This window comes from Phenylobacterium sp. (assembly GCF_036677185.1).
In the GTDB taxonomy this organism is placed as follows: domain Bacteria; phylum Pseudomonadota; class Alphaproteobacteria; order Caulobacterales; family Caulobacteraceae; genus Phenylobacterium.
Genome location: NZ_JAKFEN010000013.1, coordinates 275,361 through 298,637 on the forward strand (window position 1 = coordinate 275,361; position 23,277 = coordinate 298,637).

General features: G+C 68.4%; 27 protein-coding genes. 15 read left to right on the forward strand and 12 right to left on the reverse strand.

Features of this window, described 5'->3' with window-relative positions; translation table 11 throughout:
• The 4 genes from V6M51_RS05015 to V6M51_RS05030 are packed head-to-tail and all read left to right on the forward strand — an operon-like array spanning position 1 to position 2,502.
• Positions 1–732, forward strand: coding sequence for a hypothetical protein (locus V6M51_RS05015; protein WP_332765172.1), 732 nt, complete (start codon positions 1–3; stop codon positions 730–732).
• Complete coding sequence (locus V6M51_RS05020; protein ID WP_332765173.1) at positions 729–1,595, forward strand: VOC family protein; 867 nt, start codon at positions 729–731, stop codon at positions 1,593–1,595. The genes V6M51_RS05015 and V6M51_RS05020 overlap by 4 nt, the downstream gene beginning before the upstream one ends.
• Positions 1,592–2,203 carry a 3-isopropylmalate dehydratase small subunit gene (leuD, locus tag V6M51_RS05025; RefSeq protein WP_332765174.1) on the forward strand — a complete coding sequence of 204 codons (612 nt, stop codon included), beginning with the start codon at positions 1,592–1,594 and terminating at the stop codon, positions 2,201–2,203. The genes V6M51_RS05020 and leuD overlap by 4 nt, the downstream gene beginning before the upstream one ends.
• On the forward strand, positions 2,200–2,502 hold the full coding sequence (locus V6M51_RS05030; RefSeq protein WP_332765176.1) for a putative quinol monooxygenase: 303 nt from the start codon (positions 2,200–2,202) through the stop codon (positions 2,500–2,502). Before leuD ends, V6M51_RS05030 begins: the two co-directional genes overlap by 4 nt.
• On the opposite strand, the gene V6M51_RS05035 is transcribed toward V6M51_RS05030, so the two are convergent.
• On the reverse strand, positions 2,499–3,335 hold the full coding sequence (locus tag V6M51_RS05035) for an ATP-grasp domain-containing protein (RefSeq protein WP_332765178.1): 837 nt from the start codon (positions 3,333–3,335) through the stop codon (positions 2,499–2,501). The genes V6M51_RS05030 and V6M51_RS05035 overlap by 4 nt on opposite strands.
• A gap of 144 nt (positions 3,336–3,479) precedes the next feature.
• Between V6M51_RS05035 and leuB the strand changes: the two genes are divergently transcribed.
• Positions 3,480–4,532: a 3-isopropylmalate dehydrogenase gene (gene leuB, locus V6M51_RS05040; RefSeq protein ID WP_332765180.1), complete on the forward strand. Its 1,053-nt coding sequence runs from the start codon at positions 3,480–3,482 to the stop codon at positions 4,530–4,532.
• Positions 4,533–4,639: 107 nt separating this feature from the next.
• Positions 4,640–4,969, forward strand: coding sequence for a DUF6481 family protein (locus V6M51_RS05045; RefSeq protein ID WP_332765182.1), 330 nt, complete (start codon positions 4,640–4,642; stop codon positions 4,967–4,969).
• A 9-nt stretch (positions 4,970–4,978) separates the two neighbouring features.
• Here the strand turns inward: V6M51_RS05045 and V6M51_RS05050 are convergent, their stop codons facing one another.
• The 3 genes from V6M51_RS05050 to V6M51_RS05060 form a co-directional block, all read right to left on the reverse strand.
• Positions 4,979–6,247: a sulfatase family protein gene (locus V6M51_RS05050; protein WP_332765184.1), complete on the reverse strand. Its 1,269-nt coding sequence runs from the start codon at positions 6,245–6,247 to the stop codon at positions 4,979–4,981.
• Positions 6,248–6,312: 65 nt separating this feature from the next.
• Positions 6,313–7,230 (reverse strand): bifunctional helix-turn-helix transcriptional regulator/GNAT family N-acetyltransferase, encoded by a 918-nt coding sequence (locus V6M51_RS05055; protein ID WP_332765186.1) that lies wholly within the window; start codon positions 7,228–7,230, stop codon positions 6,313–6,315.
• Between the two features lie 81 nt (positions 7,231–7,311).
• On the reverse strand, positions 7,312–7,755 hold the full coding sequence (locus tag V6M51_RS05060; RefSeq protein WP_332765188.1) for a MarR family winged helix-turn-helix transcriptional regulator: 444 nt from the start codon (positions 7,753–7,755) through the stop codon (positions 7,312–7,314).
• Between the two features lie 87 nt (positions 7,756–7,842).
• Between V6M51_RS05060 and V6M51_RS05065 the strand changes: the two genes are divergently transcribed.
• Positions 7,843–8,829: a D-2-hydroxyacid dehydrogenase gene (locus V6M51_RS05065; protein WP_332765190.1), complete on the forward strand. Its 987-nt coding sequence runs from the start codon at positions 7,843–7,845 to the stop codon at positions 8,827–8,829.
• Here the strand turns inward: V6M51_RS05065 and V6M51_RS05070 are convergent.
• The 3 genes from V6M51_RS05070 to V6M51_RS05080 are packed head-to-tail and all read right to left on the reverse strand — an operon-like array spanning position 8,826 to position 10,658.
• Positions 8,826–9,506 (reverse strand): tetratricopeptide repeat protein, encoded by a 681-nt coding sequence (locus V6M51_RS05070; protein WP_332765191.1) that lies wholly within the window; start codon positions 9,504–9,506, stop codon positions 8,826–8,828. The two genes, V6M51_RS05065 and V6M51_RS05070, sit on opposite strands and share 4 nt — an antisense overlap.
• Before the next feature lie 49 nt (positions 9,507–9,555).
• Positions 9,556–9,942, reverse strand: a complete 387-nt coding sequence (locus tag V6M51_RS05075) for a PaaI family thioesterase (RefSeq protein ID WP_332765193.1) — start codon at positions 9,940–9,942, stop codon at positions 9,556–9,558.
• Between the two features lie 20 nt (positions 9,943–9,962).
• Positions 9,963–10,658 (reverse strand): EF-hand domain-containing protein, encoded by a 696-nt coding sequence (locus V6M51_RS05080; protein ID WP_332765195.1) that lies wholly within the window; start codon positions 10,656–10,658, stop codon positions 9,963–9,965.
• A 155-nt stretch (positions 10,659–10,813) separates the two neighbouring features.
• Between V6M51_RS05080 and V6M51_RS05085 the strand changes: the two genes are divergently transcribed.
• Complete coding sequence (locus tag V6M51_RS05085) at positions 10,814–11,845, forward strand: aspartate-semialdehyde dehydrogenase (protein ID WP_332765197.1); 1,032 nt, start codon at positions 10,814–10,816, stop codon at positions 11,843–11,845.
• A gap of 72 nt (positions 11,846–11,917) precedes the next feature.
• Here the strand turns inward: V6M51_RS05085 and V6M51_RS05090 are convergent, their stop codons facing one another.
• Complete coding sequence (locus V6M51_RS05090) at positions 11,918–12,286, reverse strand: winged helix-turn-helix transcriptional regulator (RefSeq protein WP_332765199.1); 369 nt, start codon at positions 12,284–12,286, stop codon at positions 11,918–11,920.
• Between the two features lie 57 nt (positions 12,287–12,343).
• On the opposite strand from V6M51_RS05090, the gene V6M51_RS05095 reads away from it, so the two are divergent.
• The 3 genes from V6M51_RS05095 to V6M51_RS05105 are packed head-to-tail and all read left to right on the forward strand — an operon-like array spanning position 12,344 to position 14,935.
• Positions 12,344–12,880 (forward strand): carboxymuconolactone decarboxylase family protein, encoded by a 537-nt coding sequence (locus V6M51_RS05095; protein ID WP_332765201.1) that lies wholly within the window; start codon positions 12,344–12,346, stop codon positions 12,878–12,880.
• A gap of 19 nt (positions 12,881–12,899) precedes the next feature.
• Positions 12,900–13,796 carry an EamA family transporter RarD gene (rarD, locus tag V6M51_RS05100; protein WP_332765203.1) on the forward strand — a complete coding sequence of 299 codons (897 nt, stop codon included), beginning with the start codon at positions 12,900–12,902 and terminating at the stop codon, positions 13,794–13,796.
• A 59-nt stretch (positions 13,797–13,855) separates the two neighbouring features.
• Positions 13,856–14,935 carry an MBL fold metallo-hydrolase gene (locus tag V6M51_RS05105; RefSeq protein ID WP_332765205.1) on the forward strand — a complete coding sequence of 360 codons (1,080 nt, stop codon included), beginning with the start codon at positions 13,856–13,858 and terminating at the stop codon, positions 14,933–14,935.
• A gap of 10 nt (positions 14,936–14,945) precedes the next feature.
• Here the strand turns inward: V6M51_RS05105 and V6M51_RS05110 are convergent, their stop codons facing one another.
• From V6M51_RS05110 to V6M51_RS05125, 4 genes are all read right to left on the reverse strand, one after another.
• A complete protein-coding gene (locus V6M51_RS05110; protein ID WP_332765207.1) occupies positions 14,946–16,070 on the reverse strand; it encodes a serine hydrolase domain-containing protein in 1,125 nt (374 codons plus the stop codon).
• 12 nt (positions 16,071–16,082) lie between these two features.
• Positions 16,083–16,931 (reverse strand): PfkB family carbohydrate kinase, encoded by an 849-nt coding sequence (locus V6M51_RS05115; RefSeq protein ID WP_332765209.1) that lies wholly within the window; start codon positions 16,929–16,931, stop codon positions 16,083–16,085.
• A gap of 19 nt (positions 16,932–16,950) precedes the next feature.
• Positions 16,951–18,342: an adenosylhomocysteinase gene (ahcY, locus tag V6M51_RS05120; protein WP_332765210.1), complete on the reverse strand. Its 1,392-nt coding sequence runs from the start codon at positions 18,340–18,342 to the stop codon at positions 16,951–16,953.
• Between the two features lie 98 nt (positions 18,343–18,440).
• On the reverse strand, positions 18,441–19,919 hold the full coding sequence (locus V6M51_RS05125) for a CYTH and CHAD domain-containing protein (RefSeq protein ID WP_332765212.1): 1,479 nt from the start codon (positions 19,917–19,919) through the stop codon (positions 18,441–18,443).
• Positions 19,920–20,003: 84 nt separating this feature from the next.
• On the opposite strand from V6M51_RS05125, the gene bioB reads away from it, so the two are divergent.
• The 4 genes from bioB to V6M51_RS05145 all read left to right on the forward strand — a co-directional run bounded on the left by bioB (position 20,004) and on the right by V6M51_RS05145 (position 23,275).
• A complete protein-coding gene (gene bioB, locus V6M51_RS05130; protein ID WP_332765213.1) occupies positions 20,004–21,005 on the forward strand; it encodes a biotin synthase BioB in 1,002 nt (333 codons plus the stop codon).
• A gap of 175 nt (positions 21,006–21,180) precedes the next feature.
• Positions 21,181–21,480: a hypothetical protein gene (locus tag V6M51_RS05135; RefSeq protein WP_332765214.1), complete on the forward strand. Its 300-nt coding sequence runs from the start codon at positions 21,181–21,183 to the stop codon at positions 21,478–21,480.
• A gap of 74 nt (positions 21,481–21,554) precedes the next feature.
• Positions 21,555–22,517, forward strand: coding sequence for an ABC transporter ATP-binding protein (locus tag V6M51_RS05140; protein ID WP_442957838.1), 963 nt, complete (start codon positions 21,555–21,557; stop codon positions 22,515–22,517).
• On the forward strand, positions 22,514–23,275 hold the full coding sequence (locus V6M51_RS05145) for an ABC transporter permease (protein WP_332765217.1): 762 nt from the start codon (positions 22,514–22,516) through the stop codon (positions 23,273–23,275). Before V6M51_RS05140 ends, V6M51_RS05145 begins: the two co-directional genes overlap by 4 nt.
• The last annotated feature ends 2 nt before the right edge of the window (positions 23,276–23,277 follow it).

Genomic DNA, 23,277 nt, shown 5'->3' on the forward strand with positions numbered 1-23,277 from the left:
ATGGATCCGCGAGCCCGGTTTCTGCTCTGGTTCGGACTTCCGGTGCTCAGCGCGGGCCTCGGCGCGGCCATCGCCATCCTCACCGGCATCGTCGACGGCTTCGACGTCGGTGGGCTGCGGCTGACGCCGCTGCTCGCCGTGGGGCTCTATGTGGTCGGCGCGGGCCTGGTCGCCGTGATCGTCCGCATGCGTCAGAGTCAGCTGGCCCTGGGCGAACGCGAGCGGTTCGAACGTCCCCTGGAGGCGGCGCTGGTGGCCATGTGCGCGCCGTTCATCATCGCCGGGCTGTGGGCGTTCGGCGCGAACCTGTTCAACGACTTCGGCAGCGTGAAGAAGGCCAGCGGCGAGATCGCCCGGGTCGAGGCCATCGGCGGCCTGCGCGCCCGCTACGCGCTGACCCTCGACAACGCCGTCCAGCCCTATGTCCTGCCTTGCTACGGCCGCCCCAACTGCGGCCAGGCCGTCCCCCTGATGCGCTTGCCCAAGGGCGCGAAGGCCGACCTCTACCTGTCGCGCAACGAGGTCATCGGCATGACCGTCGACGGCAAGAACGTGCTCAAGCCCTTCGGCCAGCGCGCCTGGCGGATCGTGATCGACGGCGCTCTCCTGGTCCTGATGATCCTCTACACCACCGCCTTCCTCTATGCGGCGGCCAGCCTGCTTTGGCCGGGCGACGAGGATGAGGAAGAGAACGGCGCGGCCTATGGCGGCTATCCGGGACCGACCCGTTGATCACCGGTCTCGATCATATCGCGCTCGCCGTCACCGATCTGGACGCCGCGGTCGCCGGCTATGCCGCCCTGCTGGGCCGCGCGCCGAACTGGATCGGTGGCGACGGCGGCGCGCGCCACGCCTGGTTCCAGCTCGGCAACATGGCGCTGGACGTCATCTCGCCGGCCGGCGAGGGCGCCTTCGGGGGCGTCATCGCCAAGCATATCGAGACCCATGGCGAGGGGATCTGGGCCATGGCCTTCACGGTGGCGGACGCCGAGGCCGCCCACGCCCTGGTCACCCGGCGCGGGATCGGGGCGGTGAAGCCGCACTCCACCCGTTCGACCCATGACGACGGCCGCAAGCGCTACTGGACCAATTTCTCGCTCGACGCGGCCGACACCGGCGGCCTGAACATTCTGCTGGTGGGTCCGGCCCGGGACGGCTCGACCTGGCCGCTGTCGGAGCCGCTGGGCGACGAGGCCGCCACTTCGCCCCTGCTCGATCATGTCGTGGTCCACACCGCCAATCCCGAGCGCGCCGTCGCCGTCCATGCCGGCCGGCTGGGCCTCGATCTGCGGCTCGACCGTTCCAACCCCGACTGGGGCGTGCGCCAGCTTTTCTTCCGCGCCGGGTCCGCCGTGGTGGAGATGGCCGCCAGCCTGAAGATCCCGGTCTCCGACGCCCCCGATCGCTTCGGCGGCCTGGCCTGGCGGGTGACCGACGCCGACGCCGCGCGGGCTCGCATCGCCGCGGCCGGTTTCGATGTCTCCGAGGTCCGCGCCGGCCGTAAGCCGGGCACCAAGGTGTTCACCGTCCGCTCGGGCGTGCCGGCCGCCCCCGCCCTGATGATCCAGCAAAACGCCGAGACGACCGACCGATGAAAGCCTTCACCCGCCTCGACGCCAAGATCGCGCCCCTGCCCCTGGCCAATATCGACACCGACCAGATCATCCCCAAGCAGTTCCTCAAGACCGTGGAGCGCGAGGGGCTGAGCAAGGGCCTGTTCTACGACCTGCGCTTCGACGAGCAGGGCCGCGAGAAGCCGGACTTCGTCCTCAACCGCCCGGAGTACAAGGGCGCCGGCGTCTTGGTGGCCGGCGACAATTTCGGCTGCGGCTCGTCGCGCGAGCACGCCCCCTGGGCGCTGATGGATTTCGGGATCGACTGCGTGATCTCGTCCAGCTTCGCCGACATCTTCTACAACAACTGCTTCCAGAACGGCCTGCTGCCCGTGGTGCTCAAGCCCGACGAGGTCCAGGACCTGATGGAGGAGGCCAAGGGCGGCAACCACATGGTCACGGTGGACCTCCAGGCCCAGACGGTGATCTCGCCGTCGGGCAAGAGCTTCGCCTTCCAGATCGATCCGCAGCGCAAGGAGAAGATGCTGAAGGGCCTCGACGCCATCGGCGAGACCCTCCAGAAGGCGCGCTCCATCGACGTCTATGAAGGCCGGCGCGCCATCGGCCAGCCCTGGCTGGAACGGGCGTGAGCCTCATCATCGCCGGCACGGTGCGGATCCCGCCCGAGAACCTGGAACGGTTCAAGCCGCACATGCTGGCCATGCTGACCGCCAGCCGCGCCGAGGACGGCTGCCTTGAATATTCCTACGCCCAGGACGTGGCCGAACCCGGCCTGGTGCGGGTCTATGAGGTCTGGCGCGACCAGGCCTGCCTCGACGCCCATTTCCAGACGCCGCACATGGCGATCTGGCGCGGCCATTGGCCGGAATTCGGCGTCTCCGACCGCCGGCTCACCCTCTACGAGACCGCCGCCGAGCGGGCGCTCTAGCCCAGCAGCAAGCCGGCCAGGCGCTCGGCCGAGCCGGGCGCCAGCCCCATCAGCAGGTTGGGCTCGATGACTTCCAGCTCCATCAGCAGCGGACCCTTGGCCGAGGGCACGATGTCCACCCGCGCATAGGCCACGGGCTCGCCCACCGCCTCCAGCACCCGGCGGCCGAAGGCGAGTTCCTCGGCGCTTGGCCGATGGAGGACCGAGGCGGAATAGTCGATGCCGAAGGCGGACTTCAGGAAGGCGTGGCTGAAGCCGCCGCCCAGGAAGACCAGGGAGCGCTCACGCTCGGTCTCCACCGCGGCGAGATAGGGCTGGATCATGGCCTCGCGGGTCTCCGTCAGGCCGGCCAGGTGAACGGCGGCTTCGCCGGGGATCTGGCCGGCGGCGAAGCGCTTGGTCCCGAAGGCGCCGCCCGAGATGGTCGGCTTGACCACCAGTTCGTCCCAGCCCCGGTCGGCGCAAAGGGCGGCGAGATCGACGCTCTCACCCTGGCGGACGAACACGGTCGGGACCACGGCGACGCCGCGGACCTCCAGATCGGCCAGGTAACGCTTGTCCATGTTCCAGCGCAGCACCCGGTGGGCGTTGACCAGCCGGGTCTGCGAGGCGGCCAGGTCCAGCCAGGCGGCGAATTCCGCGATCCGGTGGAAGTAGTCCCAGGTGGAGCGGATCACCGTCACCGGCGCGGCCGACCAGTCGACCGCCGGATCGCTCCACACCGCGAACCGCACCCGCGCGCCGGTGGCGCTCAGGGCTTCCGCCAGCAGCTGATCGTCGGACCCGCCGTCCGGCAGGGCTTCATAGGTGACCAGGGTCACATCGAAGGACATGAGCGAACCTCATTCATATAATGATATAAGCATATCTTTATATGATTAACGGTCAAGCCGTGTTGTCGCGCCGGGCTTCCCGTAAGCCCTTCCTTCCCCTAGGACGTCGCCTCGCAACGCGACCGCCACGAGGGGCTCCCCACCATGACCGACCTGCTTCTCCTGCCCGGCGACGGCATCGGCCCGGAAGTGACCGCCCAGGTGCGGCGCGTGGCCGAGACCCTGACCCCGGAGCTCGTACTCGAGGAGCGGCTGTTCGGCGGCGCCAGCTATGACGCCCACGGCGTTCCCCTGACCGACGAGGCGCTGGCCTCCGCCAAGGCCGCCAAGGCGGTGCTGATGGGGGCGGTGGGCGGTCCGAAATGGGCCGGGACGCCTCGCGACAAGCGTCCCGAGGCGGGGCTGCTCAACCTGCGCGCCGGCATGGAGGTGTTCGCCAACCTCCGCCCGGCTCTCTGCTTCAACGCCCTGGCCGACGCCTCGACCCTCAAGCGCGAGGTGGTCGAGGGCCTCGACATGATGATCGTCCGCGAGCTGACCGGCGGCATCTATTTCGGTTCGCCGCGCTTCATCGAGGACCTGCCGGGCGGCGGCAAGCGCGCCGTCGACACCCAGGTCTATACGACCATGGAGATCGAGCGCGTCGCCCGGGTGGCCTTCGAGCTGGCCCGCGGCCGCCGCAACAAGGTCCACTCGGCCGAGAAGTCCAATGTGATGGATTCCGGCCTCCTGTGGCGCGAGGTGGTCACCGACCTGCACAGGCGCGAGTTCAGCGATGTGCAGCTTGAGCACATCCTGGCCGACAACGCCGCCATGCAGATCGTCAAGAACCCCAAGCAGTTCGACGTCATGGTCACCGACAACCTGTTCGGCGACATCCTCTCGGACGCCGCGGCCCAGCTCACAGGATCGCTCGGCATGCTGCCCTCGGCGGCGCTGGGCCTGCCCGGCAAGCCCGGCCTCTATGAGCCGATCCACGGCTCGGCGCCCGACATCGCCGGCCAGAACCTGGCCAATCCCCTGGCCGCCATCCTGTCTTTCGAGATGGCCCTGCGCTGGTCGCTGGGCCGCGCCGAGGCTGCCGACACGCTCTACGCGGCGGTGGTGAAGGCCCTGGAGGCCGGAGCCCGCACCCGCGACCTGGGCGGGGCGCTCACCACCACGCAAATGGGCGACGCGGTCCTCGCCGCGCTCTAGGCGCGTCTCATGGGAGCGTGCATCGGCGCCACACGGCGGCGCGCGACGACGGAACGCACCCGGCAGCGGTTGCAATTTCGCGCCGGATGTCACATGTCAGCGCCCGCATGAGAGACTTGAAGAACAACCGTTTCGACGAACGCGCCGCCGCCTCCCTCGAGGCCAAGAAGGCCCTCCTGGCGAAGATGAAGGTCAAGCCGACCGTCACCGCCCCCGTCGCCCCCGACCGCGCCGCCCAGAAGGCCGCCGAACTGGCCGAGTTGCGCGCCAAGCGCGAGGCCGAACGCACCGAGAAGCGCCGGATCGCCGCCGAGGCCGAGGCCCGCAAGGCTGAGATCGAGGCTTTCGACAGCGAGACCCGCGAGCTGGAGATGCGCGCCGCCCAAAAGGCAGCCCGCGACGCCCGCTACGCGGCCCGCAAGCAGAAGCGCCGCTAGGCTCCTGACCTAGTCGGGGTGGTCGGCCGCCGAGGCCGGCGCCACGTGCGGCGGGAAGGCCTTGGCCAGCGGCTCATAGCGCGCCCTGGCCGCCTCCAGCCGTGCGCGCATCTCCGCGGCCGCGTCGGGGAAGTTCAGCGCCACGCTGTAGTTCTCGCCGGGATCCGAATCCATGTCGAACAGCAGCGGATAGCGGTCCAGCGGGACGTCGTGGGTCCGGTAGTAGGACCGCGCCACATACTTCCAGCGCGCGGTGCGTACGGCCGCCACATGGGCGTTGTCGAACAGCACGATCTCCTCGTGCGGCGAGGGCGCGCCGGCCGTCAGCACGCCCGAGATATCCCGCCCGTCCAGCTCGCGATCACTTACCGGCCCTCGTCCGGCCATGGCCAGCAAGGTCGGCAGCAGGTCGAGATTGCTGGAGAGCGCCGAGCTGACGGCGCCTGCCGGCAGGGCGCCCGGCCGCCAGGCGATGAACGGCACCCGGAATCCCCCATCCCAGGCCGAGCCGCCCTTGCGGTCGCGGAACGGTCCCGACGAGCCCTCGAACCAGGGGCCGTTGTCCGAGGTGAAGATCACCATCGTGTCCTGGTCGAGCCCGAGCGCTTTCAGGCGATCCAGCAGCCGGCCGACATTGAGGTCGATCTCCTCGACCACCTCGCCATAGGCGCCTCCGGGAGAGCCGGTCAGGTCGTCGGGATTGGGCCTCAGGGGAATGTGCGGCGCGGTGAGGGCCAGCAGGACGAAGAACGGAGTCTCGCGGTTCTGCTCCACGAAGGCGGTGGCCTGGCCGAAAAACCACTCGGTGAGCTTGGCGAAGTCGGCCTTGCTCTCGGTCATGGGTGTCGTGGCGCTATCGAAAATCGATAGCGGTTTCATATCGTGGCTGTAGGGCAGGCCGTAGAAGCGGTCGAATCCATAGACCATGGGCGGCCAATGCGGCGCGGCGTGGCCCAGGTGCCACTTGCCGATCAGGGCGCTGGCGTAGCCCTCGCCCAGGGCCTTGGGGATGGTGAGCGCGTCCACCGGCAGGCCGGTCGTGTCGGCTGGCTGGATCACCTCGTGGGCCAGGCCGTTGCGGATGGCGTACTGGCCGGTCAACAGCCCCGCCCGCGACGGCGTGCAGACATTGGCGGAAGCATAGAAGTCGCTCAGGCGCACTCCTTCGGCGGCCATGCGGTCCAGGTTCGGCGTGCGGATCACCGTGCCGCCGTCGCAACCGAGATCGCCGTAGCCGAGGTCATCGGCCAGGATGACGATGAAGTTGGGCGGCCTCATGGGCGGGATCCTTTCGTGCGGGGCCGCCACCTCGCCCGGTCGACGCGAGGGCCGTCAAGCCTAACCTACAGCTTCAGCACCCAGGTCTCGCCGATCAGCTCGACGCCGATCGTGTTGTGCGGCGTGGAGTCGACCAGCTCGAAGCCGGCGGCGGCGTAGATGCCGCGCGCGGCGGTGAGGATGCTCTGGGTCCACAGCGTGATCTCGCCATAGCCCGCCTCGCGGGCGAAGGCGACGCACTCGGCCACCAGCCGCTTGCCCAGGCCAAGCCCTCGCGCCGATGGCTCCACCAACAGCAGGCGTAGCTTAGCCTGGTCGCCCTCGCCCTTGACCAGGAAGATCGAGCCGACGATCTCGCCGCCCCGCTCGGCGATCCAGCACCGCTCGCGGGCCGGGTCGAAGTTCTCGATGAAGTCGGCTGCGATCCTGGCCACCAGGGCCTCGAAGGCGTCGCCCCAGCCGTATTCGCGGGCGTAGAAGACCGCGTGGCGCCAGGTCACCCAGCCCATGTCGCCGACCCGGTGCGACCGCAGGATCACCTCGCCAGGGGGCGGGGCGGCCAACAGCCCCTCGATCTCCCGCATGGCGTCGACCAGCCGCGCCCGCTCCGGGGTGGCGAGCCCGCCGAGGATCCCCTCGACCGCACCCTCAGCCGTCTGGCGCAGGCCGTTATAGGCCTCGATGCCCGCCGAGGTCAGCCAGATGGAGACGCTGCGCCCATCCTTGCGCGAGGTCTCGCGGACCATCAGCCCCTCGCCCTCGAACCGCTTGAGGATGCGACTGAGATAGCCGGCGTCCAGGCCGGAGGCGGCGGCCAGGGCCTTGGGCGTCACCCCGGTGGGCGACTGGGCGACCTCGTACAGCACCCGCCCCTCGGCCAGGCTGTAGGGCGATCCCAGATGCGCCTCGTCCAGGGCGCCGATCCGGCGGGTATAGAAACGATTGAACCGGCGCACGGCCGAGATCGGGTCCTGAAGCAGCATGGCGGGCCTCCCGCCGACAGTTCGCCCAAGTTAGTTGACAGAGTCAACTAACCTTCAGGGAAGCCGACAAACCCTTGCAGGCTAAAGCTTGGCCGTGGCCGTCGCCCGCTTTCGCAGCAGGCTCAGCAGCTCGCCGCCGATCTCGAGCCAGGTCGGCGATAGGCCCGCTCCCAGGCCCTCCGCCCAGGCCGCGCGCCGCCGTTCAGCCTCCGAATGGGCGCTCGATCCGGCCTCGGTGAGGCGCGCCAGCTTGGCGCGGGCGTGACCCGGATTGTCCACGAAAGCGACGAAACCGGCGGCCGCCAGATCGTCAGTCAGCCGCTGGACGCCCTGACGTGCGACGCCGAGGACGCGGGCCAATTGCGAGACCGTGCGCGGCCCATCCTGCTCGGCCAGGGTCGCTAGGATCCGCGCCCGAGCGTGGCTGAGGCCCAGATCCGACAACAACCTGTCATCTGCGCTCACCAGGGCGTCGTGGGCCCGGTGGGTCGCCGCGATGAGTCGCGAGAGGGGATCGTTCGGCATGACGAAGGGAGGCTGCGCTCGTGACATGGTGTTGTCAAACGGCTTGACGCTTGGCTTTCGCGACGGGCGGCCGGTACGATCCAGGCCATGCAAGCCTTCCTGTTCCGCGCGGCCTTCGACCGCATCGCCGATCGCCTGCCCGCCGTCGCCCCCGACCTCGATGTGGTGGTGCTGGAACCCGATGGAGGCCTCAGCCTCAGGGGAGCGGCCCTCGCCCCCGCCGATCTCAAGCCGGAGGTATGGTGGCTGAGCCTGGAAGCCTTCGGCCCCCAGCGCCGGGAGTATTTCGGCCGGCTGCGCGACAGCGCCGAGGCCCGCTGGGTGCAGACGGTGTTCGCCGGCGTCGAGCATCCCAGCTTCAAGCCCCTGGCCCGCGACGGCCTCAAGGTGACCAATTCCAGCGCCCAGGCTCCGGCCATCGCCGAATATGTGGTGATCCATGCGCTCAGCCTGCTGCACCCCATCGAGGCCCAGGCGCGCCACCAGGCGGCCCATGACTGGAAGCCCGTGGATTTCCGCGAGGTGGGCCAGAGCCGCTGGCTGGTGATCGGCTTCGGCAATATCGGCCGCGAGATCGCCGCCCGCGCCAAGGCCTTCGGGGCCCACGTCGAGGCCGTACGCCGCTCGGCCGGCGCCGAGGGCCTGGCCGACGCGGTGTCGACCATCGCGGACCTGCCGTCTCGCCTGCCCCGGGCCGACGTGGTGGTCCTGGCCTGCGCGCTCAACGACGAGACCCGCGACCTGGCGAACGCTGAGTTCTTCGCCGCCATGAGGCCCGGTTCGATCTTGATCAATATCGGCCGTGGCGGCCTGTTGGACGAGGACGCCCTGCGCGCGAGCCTCGATGCCGACCGGCCGGGCCACGCGGTGCTGGACGTCTTCAAGACCGAGCCCCTGCCGGCGGACTCCTGGATCTGGGACCACCCGAAGGTCCGCGTCACCCCCCACGCCTCCAACCGCGGCGCGCTCACCGGCGCGCGCGGCGAGGCCCTGTTCCTGGAGAATCTCGGCCGCTACGTCCGCGGCGAGCCGCTGCTCAACTCGGTCAATCCGGCAGACATCGGCGTGGGCTAGTCGGCGATCGCCGGGTTCAGATGGACGGCGTGCGCCTTGTCCCCCGCGCCGCCGGGCAAATTGCCCATGGCTTCCTTGAGTTCACCCCGCCACCACCAGGCATAGTCCAAGGCGGGATCAAAGTGGACCGCGCGGTCGAAGGCCGCGAGGGCCAGGCTGTGCCGGTTTGCCCTGAGGTGGATTAGGCCAAGAAGTCCGTGGAGCTCGGCGTCACCGGGCGATAACCGGATTGCGCGTTCCGCATCGATCCAGGCGCGCTCAAGGTCGCTGGATTCCATGTGCAAGCCGGCCCTCTCCTCCAATGCTGGGACAAGGTCAGGAGCCGCTTGGATGGCCGCTTCGATCTCCACCATCGCGCGTTGGAAATCCCCTGAGAGCCGATGCACCCGTCCGCGATTCAGATGGGCGTTTGCCAAGCCCGGACTTAATTGGAGCGCGAGGTCCAGGTCGGCCATCGCGGCGGAGAAGTTATTCAGGGCCGCATGAGCCTCGGCGCGCTGGACGAGGATTTCGGGATGGTCAGGCGCGTGTCGAAGGAGGCGGTCAAAGACGACCACAGCCTCGGAGAAGTCCCCGGAGCGCATGAGAATCTTCGCGTGCGTCCAATTCCGGTCGGCCCAACCGCTAGACCGGGCCGGCGCAGTGAGTCCCCTGAGCAATTTCGAAAATCGAACCATTCGCCCTCTCGGTTGGCAACCTAGCTCAACCGGAACAAATCGGGAATACCTAACCCTCGATCGTCATCTGGGTCTGCAGGACCAGGCACAGCAGCTTGCCCTCGGCGTTGGTGATTTTCGTCTGCCAGACGCTGGAGCGGCGGCCGATGTGCAGGGGCGTGGCCTCGCCCCGCACCGTGGTCCCGACCTTGGCGGAGCCCAGGAAGTTGGTCTTGGACTCGAGCGTCGTGGTCCGCGCGCCGGGCGCCAGGTTCATCACCCCGCCGATGGCGCCCAGGGCGTCGGCGAAGGCCATGTAGGCGCCGCCGTGCAGGATGCCGCCGGCGGCGCAGAGATCATCGCGCACCAGGAGCCTTCCGACGACCCGTTCCTTGGTCCGTTCGACGATCTCCACGCCCATGAGGTTGGAGAACGGCATGCCGGTGTCTGCGGTCATCGCGCGCTCCTGGGCCGAGGTCAGCCGTTAGCGGAGGGCTCCTGAAGCGGCGGGTCAATGACCTCGTCGGTAACGGGGACGACCGGCGGGTTCTCGGCGAGTTCGACCGGCGGAGGCGTCTCCTCCACGACCGGCGGCGGCGGCTCTTCGATCGAGGGCGGCGCAGGCGGCGTGGCGCCGAGCGCCAGGGCCAGCTCGGCCACCGTGACCTTGCCGTCCCCGTCGCCGTCGAGGCGGTCGAAGGCGCGCTCGGCATGGGCGGCGCGGCCCTTGGCCTGGCCGGACTTGCCCGGCAGGGCGTCCTTGAGTTCATCGAGGCTGAAGGCGCCGTCGTCGTCGCCGTCGATAGCCGCGACCAGCTTCTCGGCGATGCTCTCGGGGGTGGGAACCGTCTGGTTCTTGATCAGGGCGTCCAGGGTCTTGGGACCGAAGCGCCGGGCGGCCGGAGGCTCGGCCGACATGGCCGCGGGCTCGGTCGAAGGGGCCTGGGCGGCAAGAATGGCCTGGGCGGGGCGACCATTCTTGCCGTGTCCGCCCTTTTCCAGCTTGGCGAGTTCCGTGACGCTGAGGGCGCCGTCGCCGTCGGTGTCCAGCTTGGCCGAAATCCTTTGCTGGGCAACGGCCGTGGGGTCCCCGTTCTGGGCCGGCTTGCGGTCCAGGAGGGGCGCGATCTGCGCCGAGGCGAGCTTTCCGTGCGAGAGGCCGTTGACGGACATGGCTGTCCTCCGGTGGATGTCGCCAATCCAGACGCAACCGCCGTGCCAAGTGGCGATGGGTCCACTATCTAAGCCCTTGGAAGCCTTCGTCTTGCGCCCGGGAACCACAGGGCGTAACGGGACGCTCCGCGACAAGTCATCTAGAGGAGACCGCCATGGGCTATCGGGTAGCCGTGGTCGGCGCCACGGGCAATGTGGGCCGCGAGATGTTGAACATCCTCGAGGAAGTGAACTTCCCCGTCGACAAGATCCACGCGATCGCCAGCCGCAAGTCCATCGGGGTCGAGGTCTCCTTCGGCGACAAGATCGTCAAGTGCGAGGACGTCGAGCAGTTCGACTTCACCACCGTCGATCTGGTGCTGATGAGCGTCTCGGGCACGTTCTCGAAGGAATGGTCCCCGAAGATCGGCGCCCAGGGCCCGATCGTCATCGACAATTCCTCGGCCTGGCGGATGGATCCCGACGTGCCGCTGATCGTCCCGGAGGTGAACCCGGACGACGTCAGCTACGCGGCCCGCAAGAACATCATCGCCAACCCCAACTGCTCCACCGCCCAGCTGGTGGTGGCGCTGAAGCCCCTGCACGACCGGGCGCGGATCAAGCGGGTGGTGGTCTCGACCTACCAGTCGGTCTCCGGCGCGGGCAAGGAAGGCATGGACGAGCTGTGGGACCAGACCAAGGGCGTCTTCGTCCTGGGCGCGCCCGAGCCCAAGAAGTTCCCCAAGCAGATCGCCTTCAACGTCATCCCCTTCATCGGCGCGTTCAACGAGGACGGCTACACCGACGAAGAGGCCAAGATGTGGATGGAGACCCACAAGATGATCGACCCGTCGATCAAGCTGACGGTCACCTGCGTCCGCGTGCCGGTGATGGTCGGCCACTCCGAGGCCGTGAACATCGAGTTCCATGACCCCATCGACGAGGACGAGGCCCGCGACCTGCTGCGCGAGAGCCCGGGCGTCATCGTCATCGATCAGCGGCACGACAAGGGCTACATGACCCCCAAGGAGGCCCAGGGCGAGTTCCCGGTCTTCATCAGCCGCATCCGCAACGACACCACGGTCGAGCACGGGCTGAACATGTGGGTCGTGGCCGACAACCTGCGCAAGGGCGCGGCGCTCAACGCGGTGCAGATCGCCGAGCTGCTGCACGAGCGCGGCCTGATCAAGATGAAGGCCATCGCCTAAATCCCCGTCGTCATCCTCCGGTCGTCTGAAAGACGATCCGGGGGACCCAAACGGCCCATCAGATTCTGCAATTCAGCTTGGGTCCCCCGGATCAGCCTGTGGCTGACCGGAGGATGACGAGGTGGGTTGCTCCCAGCCCTCCGCCCAGTCCGTCAGCGGCTTGAGCGCGGCCAGGAGTTCCCGGCCGCGCGGAGTCAGGGCGTAGCCCTCGTCCGCGCCCACCACGCCCGCCTCCCGCAACTCCTTCAGCCGCGTGTTCAACGTGCCGGGCGGCAGCTCGGCGGCGGCGCTCAGCGCGCGGAAGGTCAGGGCCTCGCCCCGCAACTCCCACAGGATGCGCAGGGCCCCACGCCGGCCCAGCAGGTCCAGCGCCGCCATGATCGGCCGGCCGGTGGACGAGCCACGCACCTTGCGACCCGGCGCGGGCGCTACAGTTTTCATAGCAATCGGACCTCCGTGGCGCTACAGTCTCTGTAGCAAAAAATCAGGAGTCCCGTCATGCCTCGTATCGCGCCCGCCGCCGAACCCTTCCCCGATGCCGTCCAGCGCCGGCTGGCCAAGCTGACGCCGCTCAATGGCCAGCACCTGCTGCTGTTCCGCACCCTGGCCCGGGACGAGCGGCTGTTCGCCCGATTCATGGACGGTGGCCTGCTGGATCGCGGCCACCTCTCCTTGCGGGAGCGGGAGCTGGTCATCCTGCGGGTCTGCGCGCTGAACCGCTCGGACTACGAGTGGGGCGTCCACGTGGCCTATTTCGCCGAGCGGGCCGGCTTCACCGAGGCCGAGGTGGCCGCCACGGCCGCGCCCTTCGACGCCCATCCCTGGACCGGTCGCGACGCCCTGGTCCTGCGCCTCTGCGACGCCCTGCAGGACGGCTGCGAGCTGGCCGACGATTTGTGGTCCGAAACCCGCCAAATATTCTCGGAAATGGCCTTGCTGGAAATCCTGATGCTCATAGGTAAGTACCGTCAGGTCTGCATCCTCACCAACGCCCTGCGGCTGGAGCGGGAGGCCGACACGCCCCGCCTCCCTTGAGCCCCCAGAAAGTCTCGCCTTGGCCAAGACGCCCGCCAACACCGCGCTCACGGCGGGCATCGCCTGCTACCTGATCTGGGGCTTCGTGCCCCTGGCCTTCCAGGTGATCGGCGCCTTCGGGGTGGGGTCGTGGGAGATCCTGGCGCACCGGATCGTCTGGAGCTTGCCGACCGCGCTGGTCTTCGTGCTGCTGGCCCACCAGTGGCGCCAGGTGGTCGCCGTCTTCCGCCAGCCCAGGGTGCTGGCCTGGCTGTGCCTGTCCTCGGCCCTAATCACCATCAACTGGATCGTGTTCATCTGGGCGGTGAATTCCGGCCGCGTGCTGGAAAGCAGCCTCGGCTACTACATCAATCCGTTGGTCAACATGGCCTGCGGGGCGCTGCTGTTCCGCGAACGGATCGACAGGATCGGCAAGGCCGCCATCGCCCTGGCCGTTGTCGGCGTGACCGTCCAGGCCTTCGCCCTGGGTCACCTGCCGCTGGTCTCGCTGGTGCTGGCCTTCTCGTTCGGCGGCTACGGCGTGGTGCGCAAGCAGGTGGCGGCCGACGCCCAGACCGGCCTGTTCGTCGAGTGCCTGATCCTGGGCCTGCCCAGCCTGGCCTTCATCCTGTGGCTGGAGCAGCAGGGCGGCGGCCACTTCCTGGGCAACCCCACGGCCACCGCCTGGATGCTGGCCTCGGGACCGATCACCGCCGTGCCCCTGGTGCTGTTCTCCTGGGCTGCGCGGCGCCTGCCGCTGTCAGCCATCGGCTTCCTGCAGTTCATCGCTCCCACCATCAGCTTCGCCATCGGCGTCGCCCAGGGCGAGGCCTTCACGCCGTTGCGGGCGCTCTCCTTCGTGTTCATCTGGGGCGGGGCGTCGGTGTTCGCCTATGGCGCATGGCGTCGCTCGCGGGCGCTCGGCGTGGTCGCATGACGAAGGCTTAACTAGGCCGCCGCGCCAGGACGGGCTTAGCCTCGGCCCGGGAGGCTGGCATGATCCGAACCATCCTGACGCTCTGCGTCCTGGCGCTGGCGAGCCCGGCCCTGGCCGCGCCCCTGACACCGGCCCAGGTCTTCGCGCGCCAGACTACCGCTGTCGCCCCCCACATCTGGCTGATCGCCAAGCCCGCCGTCACCGACCCGCCCTTCGAGGGCAATGTGGTGGTGATCGAACAGGCCAAGGGCTTGGTGCTGGTCGACGCCGGCGGCGCGCCGGTCTCGGGTCAGGCCGTGGTGGCCGAGATCCGCAAGCTGTCGAAGAAGCCGGTGACCTGGCTGGTCTATACCCACTATCACGGCGACCATAACCTGGGGGCCGGGGCCATCCGCGCCGTCTGGCCGGGCGTCCAGATCGTCTCCAGCACCCGCACCTGGGAGAACATGACCGGGCCGCCCATGGCCTATGTGGCCAGCTATGCGAAGTCCTATGGCGACTTGGCCGCCTTCGCCGCCGCCCAGGCCGAGGACGTCAAGCTGCCGGACCCCCTGCGCGAGGGCTGGCGGCGGACCGCCGAGGCGGGACCGGCGATGGTCGAGGCCTATTCCGGCCTTGAGCCCTATCCCGCCGACCTCACCTTCGAGAGCCGCATCACCCTGCCCGACGAGACCGCGCCGGTGGAGATCGCCTATCTCGGCCGCGCCAATACCGACGGTGACGTGGTGGCCTGGGCGCCGAAACAGCGGGTGCTGGCCACAGGCGACATCGTGGTCGCGCCGATCCCCTACGCCGCCCATACCTTTCCGGGCGACTGGGTCGAGGTGCTGCGCAAGCTGAAGGCTTACGACTTCAGGGTCCTGATCCCCGGCCACGGCCCTCCCCAGACCGATCGGGCCTATCTCGACCGGCTGATCGCCGCCCTGGAGAGCGTCCGCGCCCAGGTCGCGCCCCTGGCCAGGGCCGACCTGCCTCTGGAGGAGGTGCGTAAGCGCGTCGACCTTGAGCCGATCCGCAAGCAATTCGCCGGCGACGATCCCTGGCTGCGCTACGTGCTGGCCGTGGTGTTCACCGGCGACCTGATCTCCAACGCCTATAAGGAAGCGCGGGGCGAAACCGTGGTCCAGGGCAAGGGGTGACAGCGCACTGTCAAAGTGAAGCGTACGCCGCCTCGATCAGCCGCTTGGGCCGGCCGTCGCCCAGCAGGTCGGTGGACTGCTTGTTCATCACATAGGCGCCCGCCACCTTCGCCTCCGGATCGGCGAAGGCGCAGGACCCGCCCCAGCCGGAATGGCCGAAGGTTTCCTCGCCCGGCCCCCAGACCTTGACCGGCGCATTGCGCATGAAGCCGGCGCCCCAGCTCATCTCGAAGGGCAGGACCAGGTCCTGGCCGCGGATGCGTTCGCGCGAGGCCTCGGCGATCAGAGCCGGCGACAGGATCACCTCGCCATCCAGCCAGCCGTCATTGGCCAGCGCGCCCATCAGCCGCGCAAGGGCCGGGGCGGTGGCGTGGCCGTTGGCCGACGGGATCTCCATGCGCCGCCATTCCCCCTGGCCACGCCCGGCCGGGGAGGACCAGGGGGTGAGGAAGGCGGCGCGGGTGGCCTCGTTCACCTCGCCGAAGTTCGGCAGGCCGCTCGGCCGCTGCAGGTCGGCGGCGCGGCCGTGCTCGGAATCGGGCAGGCCGATCCAGACGTCCAGGCCGAAGGGCTCGGCCAGGTCCTGGCGCAGGGCGGCGCCCATGGTCCGCCCGTCGACCCGCCGGAAGATCTCGCCGGCCAGATAGCCGAAGGTGATCGGGTGGTAGCCGCTGGCCGTGCCTGGCGGCCAGAGCGGGGCCATGGCCGCGAGCCGGGCGCAGATCGCATCCCAATCGAACCACAGGGCGGGATCCATCTCGTCCGGAAAGCCGCTAAGGCCTTCCTGGTGGCTCATCACCTGTTCGACGGTGATGGCGGCCTTACCGGCCTGGGCGAACTCTGGCCATACCTCGGCGACGGGCTGGTCGTACCAGAGCTTGCCGGCGTCCACGAGCCGGGCGATCAGCAGGGCGGCGATGGCCTTGGTGGTGGAGAAGACCGGGGTCAGGGTCTTCTCGTCGAAGGGCCTGGTGCGCTGGCGGTCGGCGTGGCCGGCCCATAGGTCGACCACGGTCTCGCCGGCCCTGACCAGGGTGAAGCGCGCGCCCAGCTCCTGGCCGGACTCGAAATTGGCGGCGAAGGCGTCGCGCACGGCGTCGAAGCCCTCACCCGCGAATCCGTGGATCTCGGCCATAGCCACTCCTCGTCAGGCGAGGGGTTCTATACGCATCTGGGCGTCCGGGCGCATCAGCCGCGCGCCCAGGGCGACGATCGGCAGTTCGACCGCCCCCCAATCACGCGCCGCGTCCACGGTCATGGCCGCGGCGCGGGCGGCGCGCTCGGCGGCGGCCGCGCCCGGAAGCCCCTCGACCAGGCCGGCGCCGAACAGGGCCGTCACCAAGTCGCCGGTCCCATTGGGCACGCCGTCGCGGTGCGCGTGGGCGAACAGGGTCGATCCGGCGGCCTCGCTGCAGACCAGGCCGATCTCGCCCTCGCCGGCTGGGGCCGAGGTGACCAGGGCCGGCTTGCCGAGCGCGCGCACCGCCTCGACCACGTCCGCCGCATCGGCGATCTCGCGGCCGGTGAGATGGGAGATCTCCCAGAGGTTGGGCGTGATCCAGTCGGCCAGGGGAACAAGGTCTTCGGCCACCGCCCGCGCCACCTCCGGCTTCACATAGAGGCCCTTGGGCGCATCGCCGAGGACCGGATCGACCACCACGATAGGCGCCGGCCGATAGGCCCCAGCGCGGCCGGCGGCGCGGACCCGGGCGATGGTCTCGCAGGCGAGCGCCACCTGCTCCGAGCTGGAGAAATGTCCGGTGATCACCAGGTCGGCCATGCCGAACAGGCCCTGGGCCTCCACGCCGTTCAGCAGGTCATGGAAGAGGTCGGGCTCCACCGCCTTACCCCGTCCACCCTTGGCGGGGCTGCGGCCGTAGAGGACGGTCGGGACCAGCACCGGGTCGATTCCGCAGGCCGCCAGCGCGAACTGCTGGGCGCCGCCGCCGATCCGGTCGGCGGCGACATAGGAGGAGAGGATCAGCGCGAGCGGCATCCTCTCCCCTTACATCATCCTAGTAGCGGTAGTGATCCGGCTTGAACGGGCCGGTTTCCGGCACGCCGATATAGTCGGCCTGTTCCTTGGAGAGCTTGGTCAACTTCGCGCCCAGCTTGCCGAGGTGCAGCATGGCCACCTTCTCGTCGAGGTGCTTGGGCAGGGTGTAGACCTTGGTCTCGTACTTCGAGGCGTTGGTCCACAGTTCGATCTGGGCCAGGGTCTGGTTGGTGAAGCTGGCGCTCATCACGAAGCTGGGGTGGCCCGTAGCGTTGCCCAGGTTCACCAGGCGGCCTTCCGACAGGACGATGATCTTCTTGCCGTCCGGGAATTCCACGTGGTGGACCTGCGGTTTGATCTCGTCCCACTTGAAGTTCTTCAGGCCGGCGATCTGAATTTCAGAGTCGAAGTGGCCGATATTGGCGACGATGGCGTTGTTCTTCATCCGCCGCATATGGTCGACGGTGAGCACGTCCTTGTTGCCGGTGGCGGTGATGAAGATGTCGGCCTTGTCGGCGACGTCGTCCATGGTCTGGACCTCGTAGCCCTCCATGGCCGCCTGCAGGGCGCAGATCGGGTCGATCTCGGTGACGATGACCCGCGCGCCGCCGTTCCTCAGCGAGGCGGCCGAGCCCTTGCCCACGTCGCCATAGCCCAGGACCACGGCGACCTTGCCCGACAGCATCACGTCGGTGCCGCGGCGGATGGCGTCGACCAGGCTCTCGCGGCAGCCGTAGAGGTTGTCGAACTTCGACTTGGTGACGCTGTCATTGACGTTGATGGCCGGGAACGGCAGCTCGCCGCGTTCCGACATCTGGTAGAGGCGGTGGACCCCCGTGGTGGTCTCTTCCGACACGCCGGTGCAGGCGTCGCGGATGGCCGAATAGAAGCCGGGCTTTTCCTTCAGGTAGCGCTTCATCACCGTGTAGAGCGCTTCTTCTTCCTCGTTCTGCGGGTTGTTCAGGACGCTCGGGTCCTTCTCGGCCTTGGGGCCCAGCACGCAGAGCAAGGTGGCGTCGCCGCCGTCGTCGAGGATCAGGTTCGGGTAGCCGCCATCGTGCCATTCGAAGATCTTGTGGGCGTATTCCCAATACTCGATCAGATTCTCGCCCTTGATGGCGAAGACCGGGGTGCCGTTGGCGGCAATGGCCGCGGCGGCGTGGTCCTGGGTCGAGAAGATGTTGCAGGAGGCCCAGCGGACCTCCGCGCCGAGCGCTTCCAGGGTCTGGATCAGCACGGCGGTCTGGATGGTCATGTGCAGGGAGCCGGCGATCCGGGCGCCCTTCAGGACCTGGGCCTTGCCGAACTCGGCGCGCACGGCCATCAGGCCCGGCATCTCGGTTTCGGCGATTTCGATTTCCTTGCGACCGTAGTCGGCGAGGGTGATGTCTTTCACGACATAGTCGGTCATGGGGCGGTCCTGTCGGCGGAATGGCGTTTGACGGCTCTATAGCCGCGAGGCCGTTACGGAGCAACAAAACATATAAAGAAATCTTTATATGAGAGATTTCACCAGAAGACCGGCGTCTCGGCGAGCTTGGCCATGGCCTTGGCGGCGGCCTTCAGGGTCTTGGGTTTCTGGGCCGTGCGGGCGACGAGCAGGCGCCGGGCCGCGGCGAGCGCCGGGCCCTTGAGCGACAGCCGCGCCACCAGTTCGGCCGCCACCACCCCGTCGTTGAGCGCGCCCAGATGCTCTTGCAGCACCTTCAGGGTCTTGATGAACAGCTTGGCGTCCGCGTCGAACAGCGGCGCGAAGGCCTCGGCGGCGTAGCGCAGCTTCTTGGCGGCGATCCGCGCCTCGTGGCGGTCGGCGTCGGAAAGGGTCTCCAGGTCGCGGCCGAGCTTCAACAGGGTCTTGCGCCGATGGCTGAGCGCCTTGGCCGCGAAGCCCTGGACCGGCGCCTCGCGGGCGCGGCGGGCGGCCTTGCCGTGGGCGGTCAGCCAGGCGCCGGTCTCCACCCAGGCGGTGGCCTCCAGCACCAGGTCGCGGAACCGGCCCGAGGCGACGGCGGCGCAGGCCTTGGCGTGGCCCCGCTGGCGGGCGGCCTCCACCAGGGGCGCGAGGGCGTCGAGATCCAGGCCCGGCTGGGCGAAGGCGTCGTTGTCCAGGGCGAAGACGTCCAGGTCGCGGGCCTCGTCGCAGGCCCGGGCCAGCCACTTCAGCTCAGCCTTGATCGCCTCGACAGGCTCGCCGGCGGTGACACTCTTGAACGTGGAGATGGCGCTGCGCAGGCGGCGCACCGCGACGCGGAGCTGATGCACCGCCTCGACGCTGTCGGCCTCGCGTAGCACCACGCCATTGGCGGCGATCTGCACCAGGGCGTTGCGGGCGATGGCCTGGAAGGCCTCGGCGGTGGAGAGACCGCGGGCCAGGGGCGCCTTGTCGTGCCGGCGCGGGGCGCGGTCGGTCCCGTCCGCCAGGCCATAGCCCTGCGAGGCCTTGCCGTCGAAGGAGAGATAGAGCGGCGCCGTCCTGGAAAGCTGGCGGGCCAGGTCGAACATCGCGTCGCAGCCGCCGCCCTTCAACTCAAGCTCCACCTCGCTGACCCGCCGGACGCGATCACCCGCCTGGACCTCCCCCTCGTCCGCCGCGATCTCGATGCGCGACCCGCCGAACTCGAAGGTGCGCTGGCGTCTGACCACACGGACCGTGAAGCGAGGCGTCAGGGCCTTTCGCCGCGCCGCGCCCGGCAAGGCGGCCTTCAGCGCGGGCATGTTGAGATCGAGCGCCGCGCCGTCCAAGGTCGCCTCGTGCTCCTCGCGGGCGAAGCCGTCGCCGCGCTTGAGGGTCTGCACCCGCTTGCCGCCGCCTTCGCGGATGCGCAGGGAAATCCGCTGCTGGCGCAGGTCGCCGTCGGGGGTGTCGAAATAGGTGGAGACGAGATCCTTGCTCTGGGTTTCGCCATCGGGCGCGGCGGCCAGCACGGCGGTGAGGTCCGCCGGCTCGCACAGAAATTTCAGCTCAATCTCGTCTTCCGCTACGTGCATAGGCTAAAGGCTCCCGGCTGGTGGCGCTCCCGCCTGGGAGTCAGGCCGCATAAGGTGGCGCCCGTTCGCTTCAGGAGACCCTAGATGAACGCTCACGTCCGTCCCGTCGATCCCACGCAACCTCGGCATGATTGGACGCTAGCGGAGGTGGAGGCCCTGTTCGAGCTTCCCTTCGCCGAGCTGGTGTTCCGCGCCGCGCAGATTCACCGCGCCTGGTTCGACCCCGCCGAGGTGCAGCTCTCTCAGCTCCTGTCGGTCAAGACTGGAGGCTGCGCCGAGAACTGCGGCTATTGCAGCCAGTCCCAGCACTTCAAGACCGGGGTGGCCGCCACCAAGCTGATGGACGCCGACACCGTGATCGCCGCCGCCGCCGAGGCCAAGGCCGGCGGGGCGCAGCGCTTCTGCATGGGCGCGGCCTGGCGCGACCTGAAGGACCGCGACGTGCCCAAGATGGCCGCCATGATCTCGGGCGTGAAGGCGCTCGGCCTTGAGACCTGCGCGACGCTCGGCATGATGACCCGCGACCAGGCCCAGGCGCTGAAGGACGCCGGCCTCGACTATTACAACCACAACCTCGACACCGGCCCGGACTACTATGACAAGGTGGTGACGACCCGCACCTATCAGGAGCGGCTCGACACCCTGGAGGCCGTCCGGTCGGTGGGCATGTCCACCTGCTGCGGCGGTATCGTCGGCATGGGCGAGACGCGCCGCGACCGCGCCGGCCTGCTGCACGTCCTGGCCACCCTGCCCGCCCACCCCGATTCCCTGCCCATCAACGACCTGATGCCGATCCCCGGAACGCCGCTCGGCGGGTCCAATCCGGTCGACGGCTTCGAGTTCGTCCGCATGATCGCCGTGGCCCGCATCGTCTGCCCCAAGACCGTGGTGCGCCTCTCGGCCGGGCGCGAGCATATGAGCCGCGAGCTGCAGGCCCTGTGCTTCCTGGCCGGCGCCAATTCCATGTTCATCGGCGGCCGGCTGCTCACCACCGCCAACCCGGACAAGGACACCGACGCCGCCCTGATGGCCGAGCTGGGCATGCGGCCCATGACCATGGGCGCGCGGGCGACCGTCGAGGCCTGATCGGACCGCCGGCCCCGGCAAGAGTTCCCGCCGGCGGCAAAAATGTGCACGGCGGAGCTTACCGGCGCGGGCGGGCGGTGGCCGGCGGATCGGTCTTAACGCCTTGAAAACCTTCGTCTCGGCGAGGGTCGCACATATTTTGCAATCCTGGCGGGCAGCCTCTGGAGCCCCCGCCATGCAGATCCCTCCCTTCGCAGCCCAGCAAGCCAAGCCCGCCGCCTCCGGTTTCTTCGTCGGGCCCGAAAAGGCCGACAGCGCGGTCAAGCAGGAGTTCCTCGAATACGCGCGGATGACGCCGGCCGAGAAGGTTCGCAGGGACATCCTCGAGGCGATGGGCCTCAAGGAAGAGGACCTGGCGAACCTGGACCCGAAGCTGCGGGAAGCCATCGAAAACCGCATCAAGGAGACCATCAAGATGAAGGTCGAGGCGAGCCAGGAGCAGCAGACCGGCGTCTATATCGACATCAAGGCCTGAGATAGATCCCTCCCATGTCGGGACGGAGCGGCTCAATTCGTCCTGTGGGCTAGCCTGACCCTTCGCGCGCCCCTATCTGGCGAGGACGCCGAGAACAGCCTGGAGCCCGCGTGCTGCCCATCATTTCCGTATCCGGTCTCTCGAAGACCTATGCCGGCGGGTTCCAAGCGCTGAAAAGCGTCGACCTGGACATCCGCAAGGGCGAGATCTTCGCCCTGCTGGGCCCCAACGGCGCCGGCAAGACCACCCTGATCAGCATCATTTGCGGGATCGTCAACGCGACCACCGGAACGGTCGTCGCCGATGGTCACGACATCCGTAAGGAATACCGGGCCGCGCGCTCCAAGATCGGCCTGGTGCCGCAGGAGCTGTCCACCGACGCTTTCGAGGCGGTCTGGGACACGGTGAAGTTCTCCCGCGGCCTGTTCGGCAAGCCGCCCAACAACGCCTATCTCGAGAAAGTCCTCCGAGACCTCAGCCTCTGGGACAAGAAGGACAGCAAGATCATGGCGCTCTCGGGCGGCATGAAGCGCCGGGTGATGATCGCCAAGGCGCTGAGCCACGAGCCGCGGATTCTGTTCCTGGACGAGCCCACCGCCGGCGTCGATGTCGAGCTGCGCCGCGACATGTGGGAGATGGTCCGGGGGCTGCGCGAGAGCGGCGTCACCATCATCCTGACCACCCACTATATCGAGGAGGCCGAGGAGATGGCCGACCGGATCGGGGTGATCAACAACGGCGAGCTGATCCTGGTCGAAGACAAGGACGTGCTCATGCGCAAGCTGGGCAAGAAGCAGCTGACCTTGCACCTGCAGACGCCGCTGACGGACCTGCCCCGCGGGCTCGGCGCCTACCAGCTGGAACTGGCCGCCGACGGCCATGAGCTGGTCTACAGCTTCGACGCCCAGGCCGACGAGACCGGGATCGCGGCCCTGTTACGCCAGCTCAACGGAGCGGGCGTGGACTTCAAGGACCTCCAGACCAAGGAAAGCTCCCTGGAGGAGATCTTCGTCAGCCTGGTGAGCACGCGCCCATGAACTTGCACGCCATCAAGGCCATCTACATCTTCGAACTGGCGCGCACCTGGCGCACCCTGCTGCAGTCGATCGCCTCGCCGGTGATCTCGACCTCGCTCTATTTCGTCGTCTTCGGCTCGGCCATCGGCTCGCGAATGGCGCAGATCGACGGGGTCAGCTACGGCGCCTTCATCGTGCCCGGCCTGATCATGCTGTCGATCCTGACCGAGAGCATCTCCAACGCCAGTTTCGGCATCTACATGCCCAAGTGGTCCGGCACGATCTACGAAGTGCTGTCGGCGCCGATCTCGGCCTTCGAGATCGTCATCGGCTATGTGGGCGCGGCGGCCACCAAATCGGTGATCCTGGGGCTCATCATCCTGGCCACGGCGCGGCTGTTCGTGGACTTCAGCATCCTGCATCCCTTGGTGATGCTGGCCTTCCTGGTGCTGACCTCGTTGACCTTCAGCCTGTTCGGCTTCGTCATCGGCGTCTGGGCCGACGGCTTCGAGAAGCTCCAGATCGTCCCGACCATGATCGTCACGCCGCTGACCTTCCTGGGCGGCAGCTTCTACTCGATCAGCATGCTGCCGGAGGTCTGGCAGAAGATCGCCCTGTTCAACCCGGTGGTCTATCTGGTCTCGGGCTTCCGCTGGGCCTTCTACGGCGTGTCCGACGTCGATGTGGGGCTCAGCCTGACGGCAACCTTCGGCTTCATGGCGCTCTGCCTGGCCGCGATCTGGCAAATCTTCCGGACGGGCTACAAGCTGAAGACCTGAGG

Bases quoted from the DNA above. Each gene is read 5' to 3' on its own strand.
- V6M51_RS05015 (WP_332765172.1), top strand. From the start codon at position 1: ATGGATCCGCGAGCCCGGTTTCTGCTCTGGTTCGGACTTCCGGTGCTC.
- leuD (WP_332765174.1), top strand. From the start codon at position 1,592: ATGAAAGCCTTCACCCGCCTCGACGCCAAGATCGCGCCCCTGCCCCTG.
- V6M51_RS05035 (WP_332765178.1), bottom strand. From the start codon at position 3,335: ATGTCCTTCGATGTGACCCTGGTCACCTATGAAGCCCTGCCGGACGGC.
- leuB (WP_332765180.1), top strand. From the start codon at position 3,480: ATGACCGACCTGCTTCTCCTGCCCGGCGACGGCATCGGCCCGGAAGTG.
- V6M51_RS05045 (WP_332765182.1), top strand. From the start codon at position 4,640: ATGAGAGACTTGAAGAACAACCGTTTCGACGAACGCGCCGCCGCCTCC.
- V6M51_RS05050 (WP_332765184.1), bottom strand. From the start codon at position 6,247: ATGAGGCCGCCCAACTTCATCGTCATCCTGGCCGATGACCTCGGCTAC.
- V6M51_RS05055 (WP_332765186.1), bottom strand. From the start codon at position 7,230: ATGCTGCTTCAGGACCCGATCTCGGCCGTGCGCCGGTTCAATCGTTTC.
- V6M51_RS05060 (WP_332765188.1), bottom strand. From the start codon at position 7,755: ATGCCGAACGATCCCCTCTCGCGACTCATCGCGGCGACCCACCGGGCC.
- V6M51_RS05065 (WP_332765190.1), top strand. From the start codon at position 7,843: ATGCAAGCCTTCCTGTTCCGCGCGGCCTTCGACCGCATCGCCGATCGC.
- V6M51_RS05070 (WP_332765191.1), bottom strand. From the start codon at position 9,506: ATGGTTCGATTTTCGAAATTGCTCAGGGGACTCACTGCGCCGGCCCGG.
- V6M51_RS05075 (WP_332765193.1), bottom strand. From the start codon at position 9,942: ATGACCGCAGACACCGGCATGCCGTTCTCCAACCTCATGGGCGTGGAG.
- V6M51_RS05080 (WP_332765195.1), bottom strand. From the start codon at position 10,658: ATGTCCGTCAACGGCCTCTCGCACGGAAAGCTCGCCTCGGCGCAGATC.
- V6M51_RS05085 (WP_332765197.1), top strand. From the start codon at position 10,814: ATGGGCTATCGGGTAGCCGTGGTCGGCGCCACGGGCAATGTGGGCCGC.
- V6M51_RS05090 (WP_332765199.1), bottom strand. From the start codon at position 12,286: ATGAAAACTGTAGCGCCCGCGCCGGGTCGCAAGGTGCGTGGCTCGTCC.
- V6M51_RS05095 (WP_332765201.1), top strand. From the start codon at position 12,344: ATGCCTCGTATCGCGCCCGCCGCCGAACCCTTCCCCGATGCCGTCCAG.
- V6M51_RS05105 (WP_332765205.1), top strand. From the start codon at position 13,856: ATGATCCGAACCATCCTGACGCTCTGCGTCCTGGCGCTGGCGAGCCCG.
- V6M51_RS05110 (WP_332765207.1), bottom strand. From the start codon at position 16,070: ATGGCCGAGATCCACGGATTCGCGGGTGAGGGCTTCGACGCCGTGCGC.
- V6M51_RS05115 (WP_332765209.1), bottom strand. From the start codon at position 16,931: ATGCCGCTCGCGCTGATCCTCTCCTCCTATGTCGCCGCCGACCGGATC.
- ahcY (WP_332765210.1), bottom strand. From the start codon at position 18,342: ATGACCGACTATGTCGTGAAAGACATCACCCTCGCCGACTACGGTCGC.
- V6M51_RS05125 (WP_332765212.1), bottom strand. From the start codon at position 19,919: ATGCACGTAGCGGAAGACGAGATTGAGCTGAAATTTCTGTGCGAGCCG.
- bioB (WP_332765213.1), top strand. From the start codon at position 20,004: ATGAACGCTCACGTCCGTCCCGTCGATCCCACGCAACCTCGGCATGAT.
- V6M51_RS05135 (WP_332765214.1), top strand. From the start codon at position 21,181: ATGCAGATCCCTCCCTTCGCAGCCCAGCAAGCCAAGCCCGCCGCCTCC.
- V6M51_RS05145 (WP_332765217.1), top strand. From the start codon at position 22,514: ATGAACTTGCACGCCATCAAGGCCATCTACATCTTCGAACTGGCGCGC.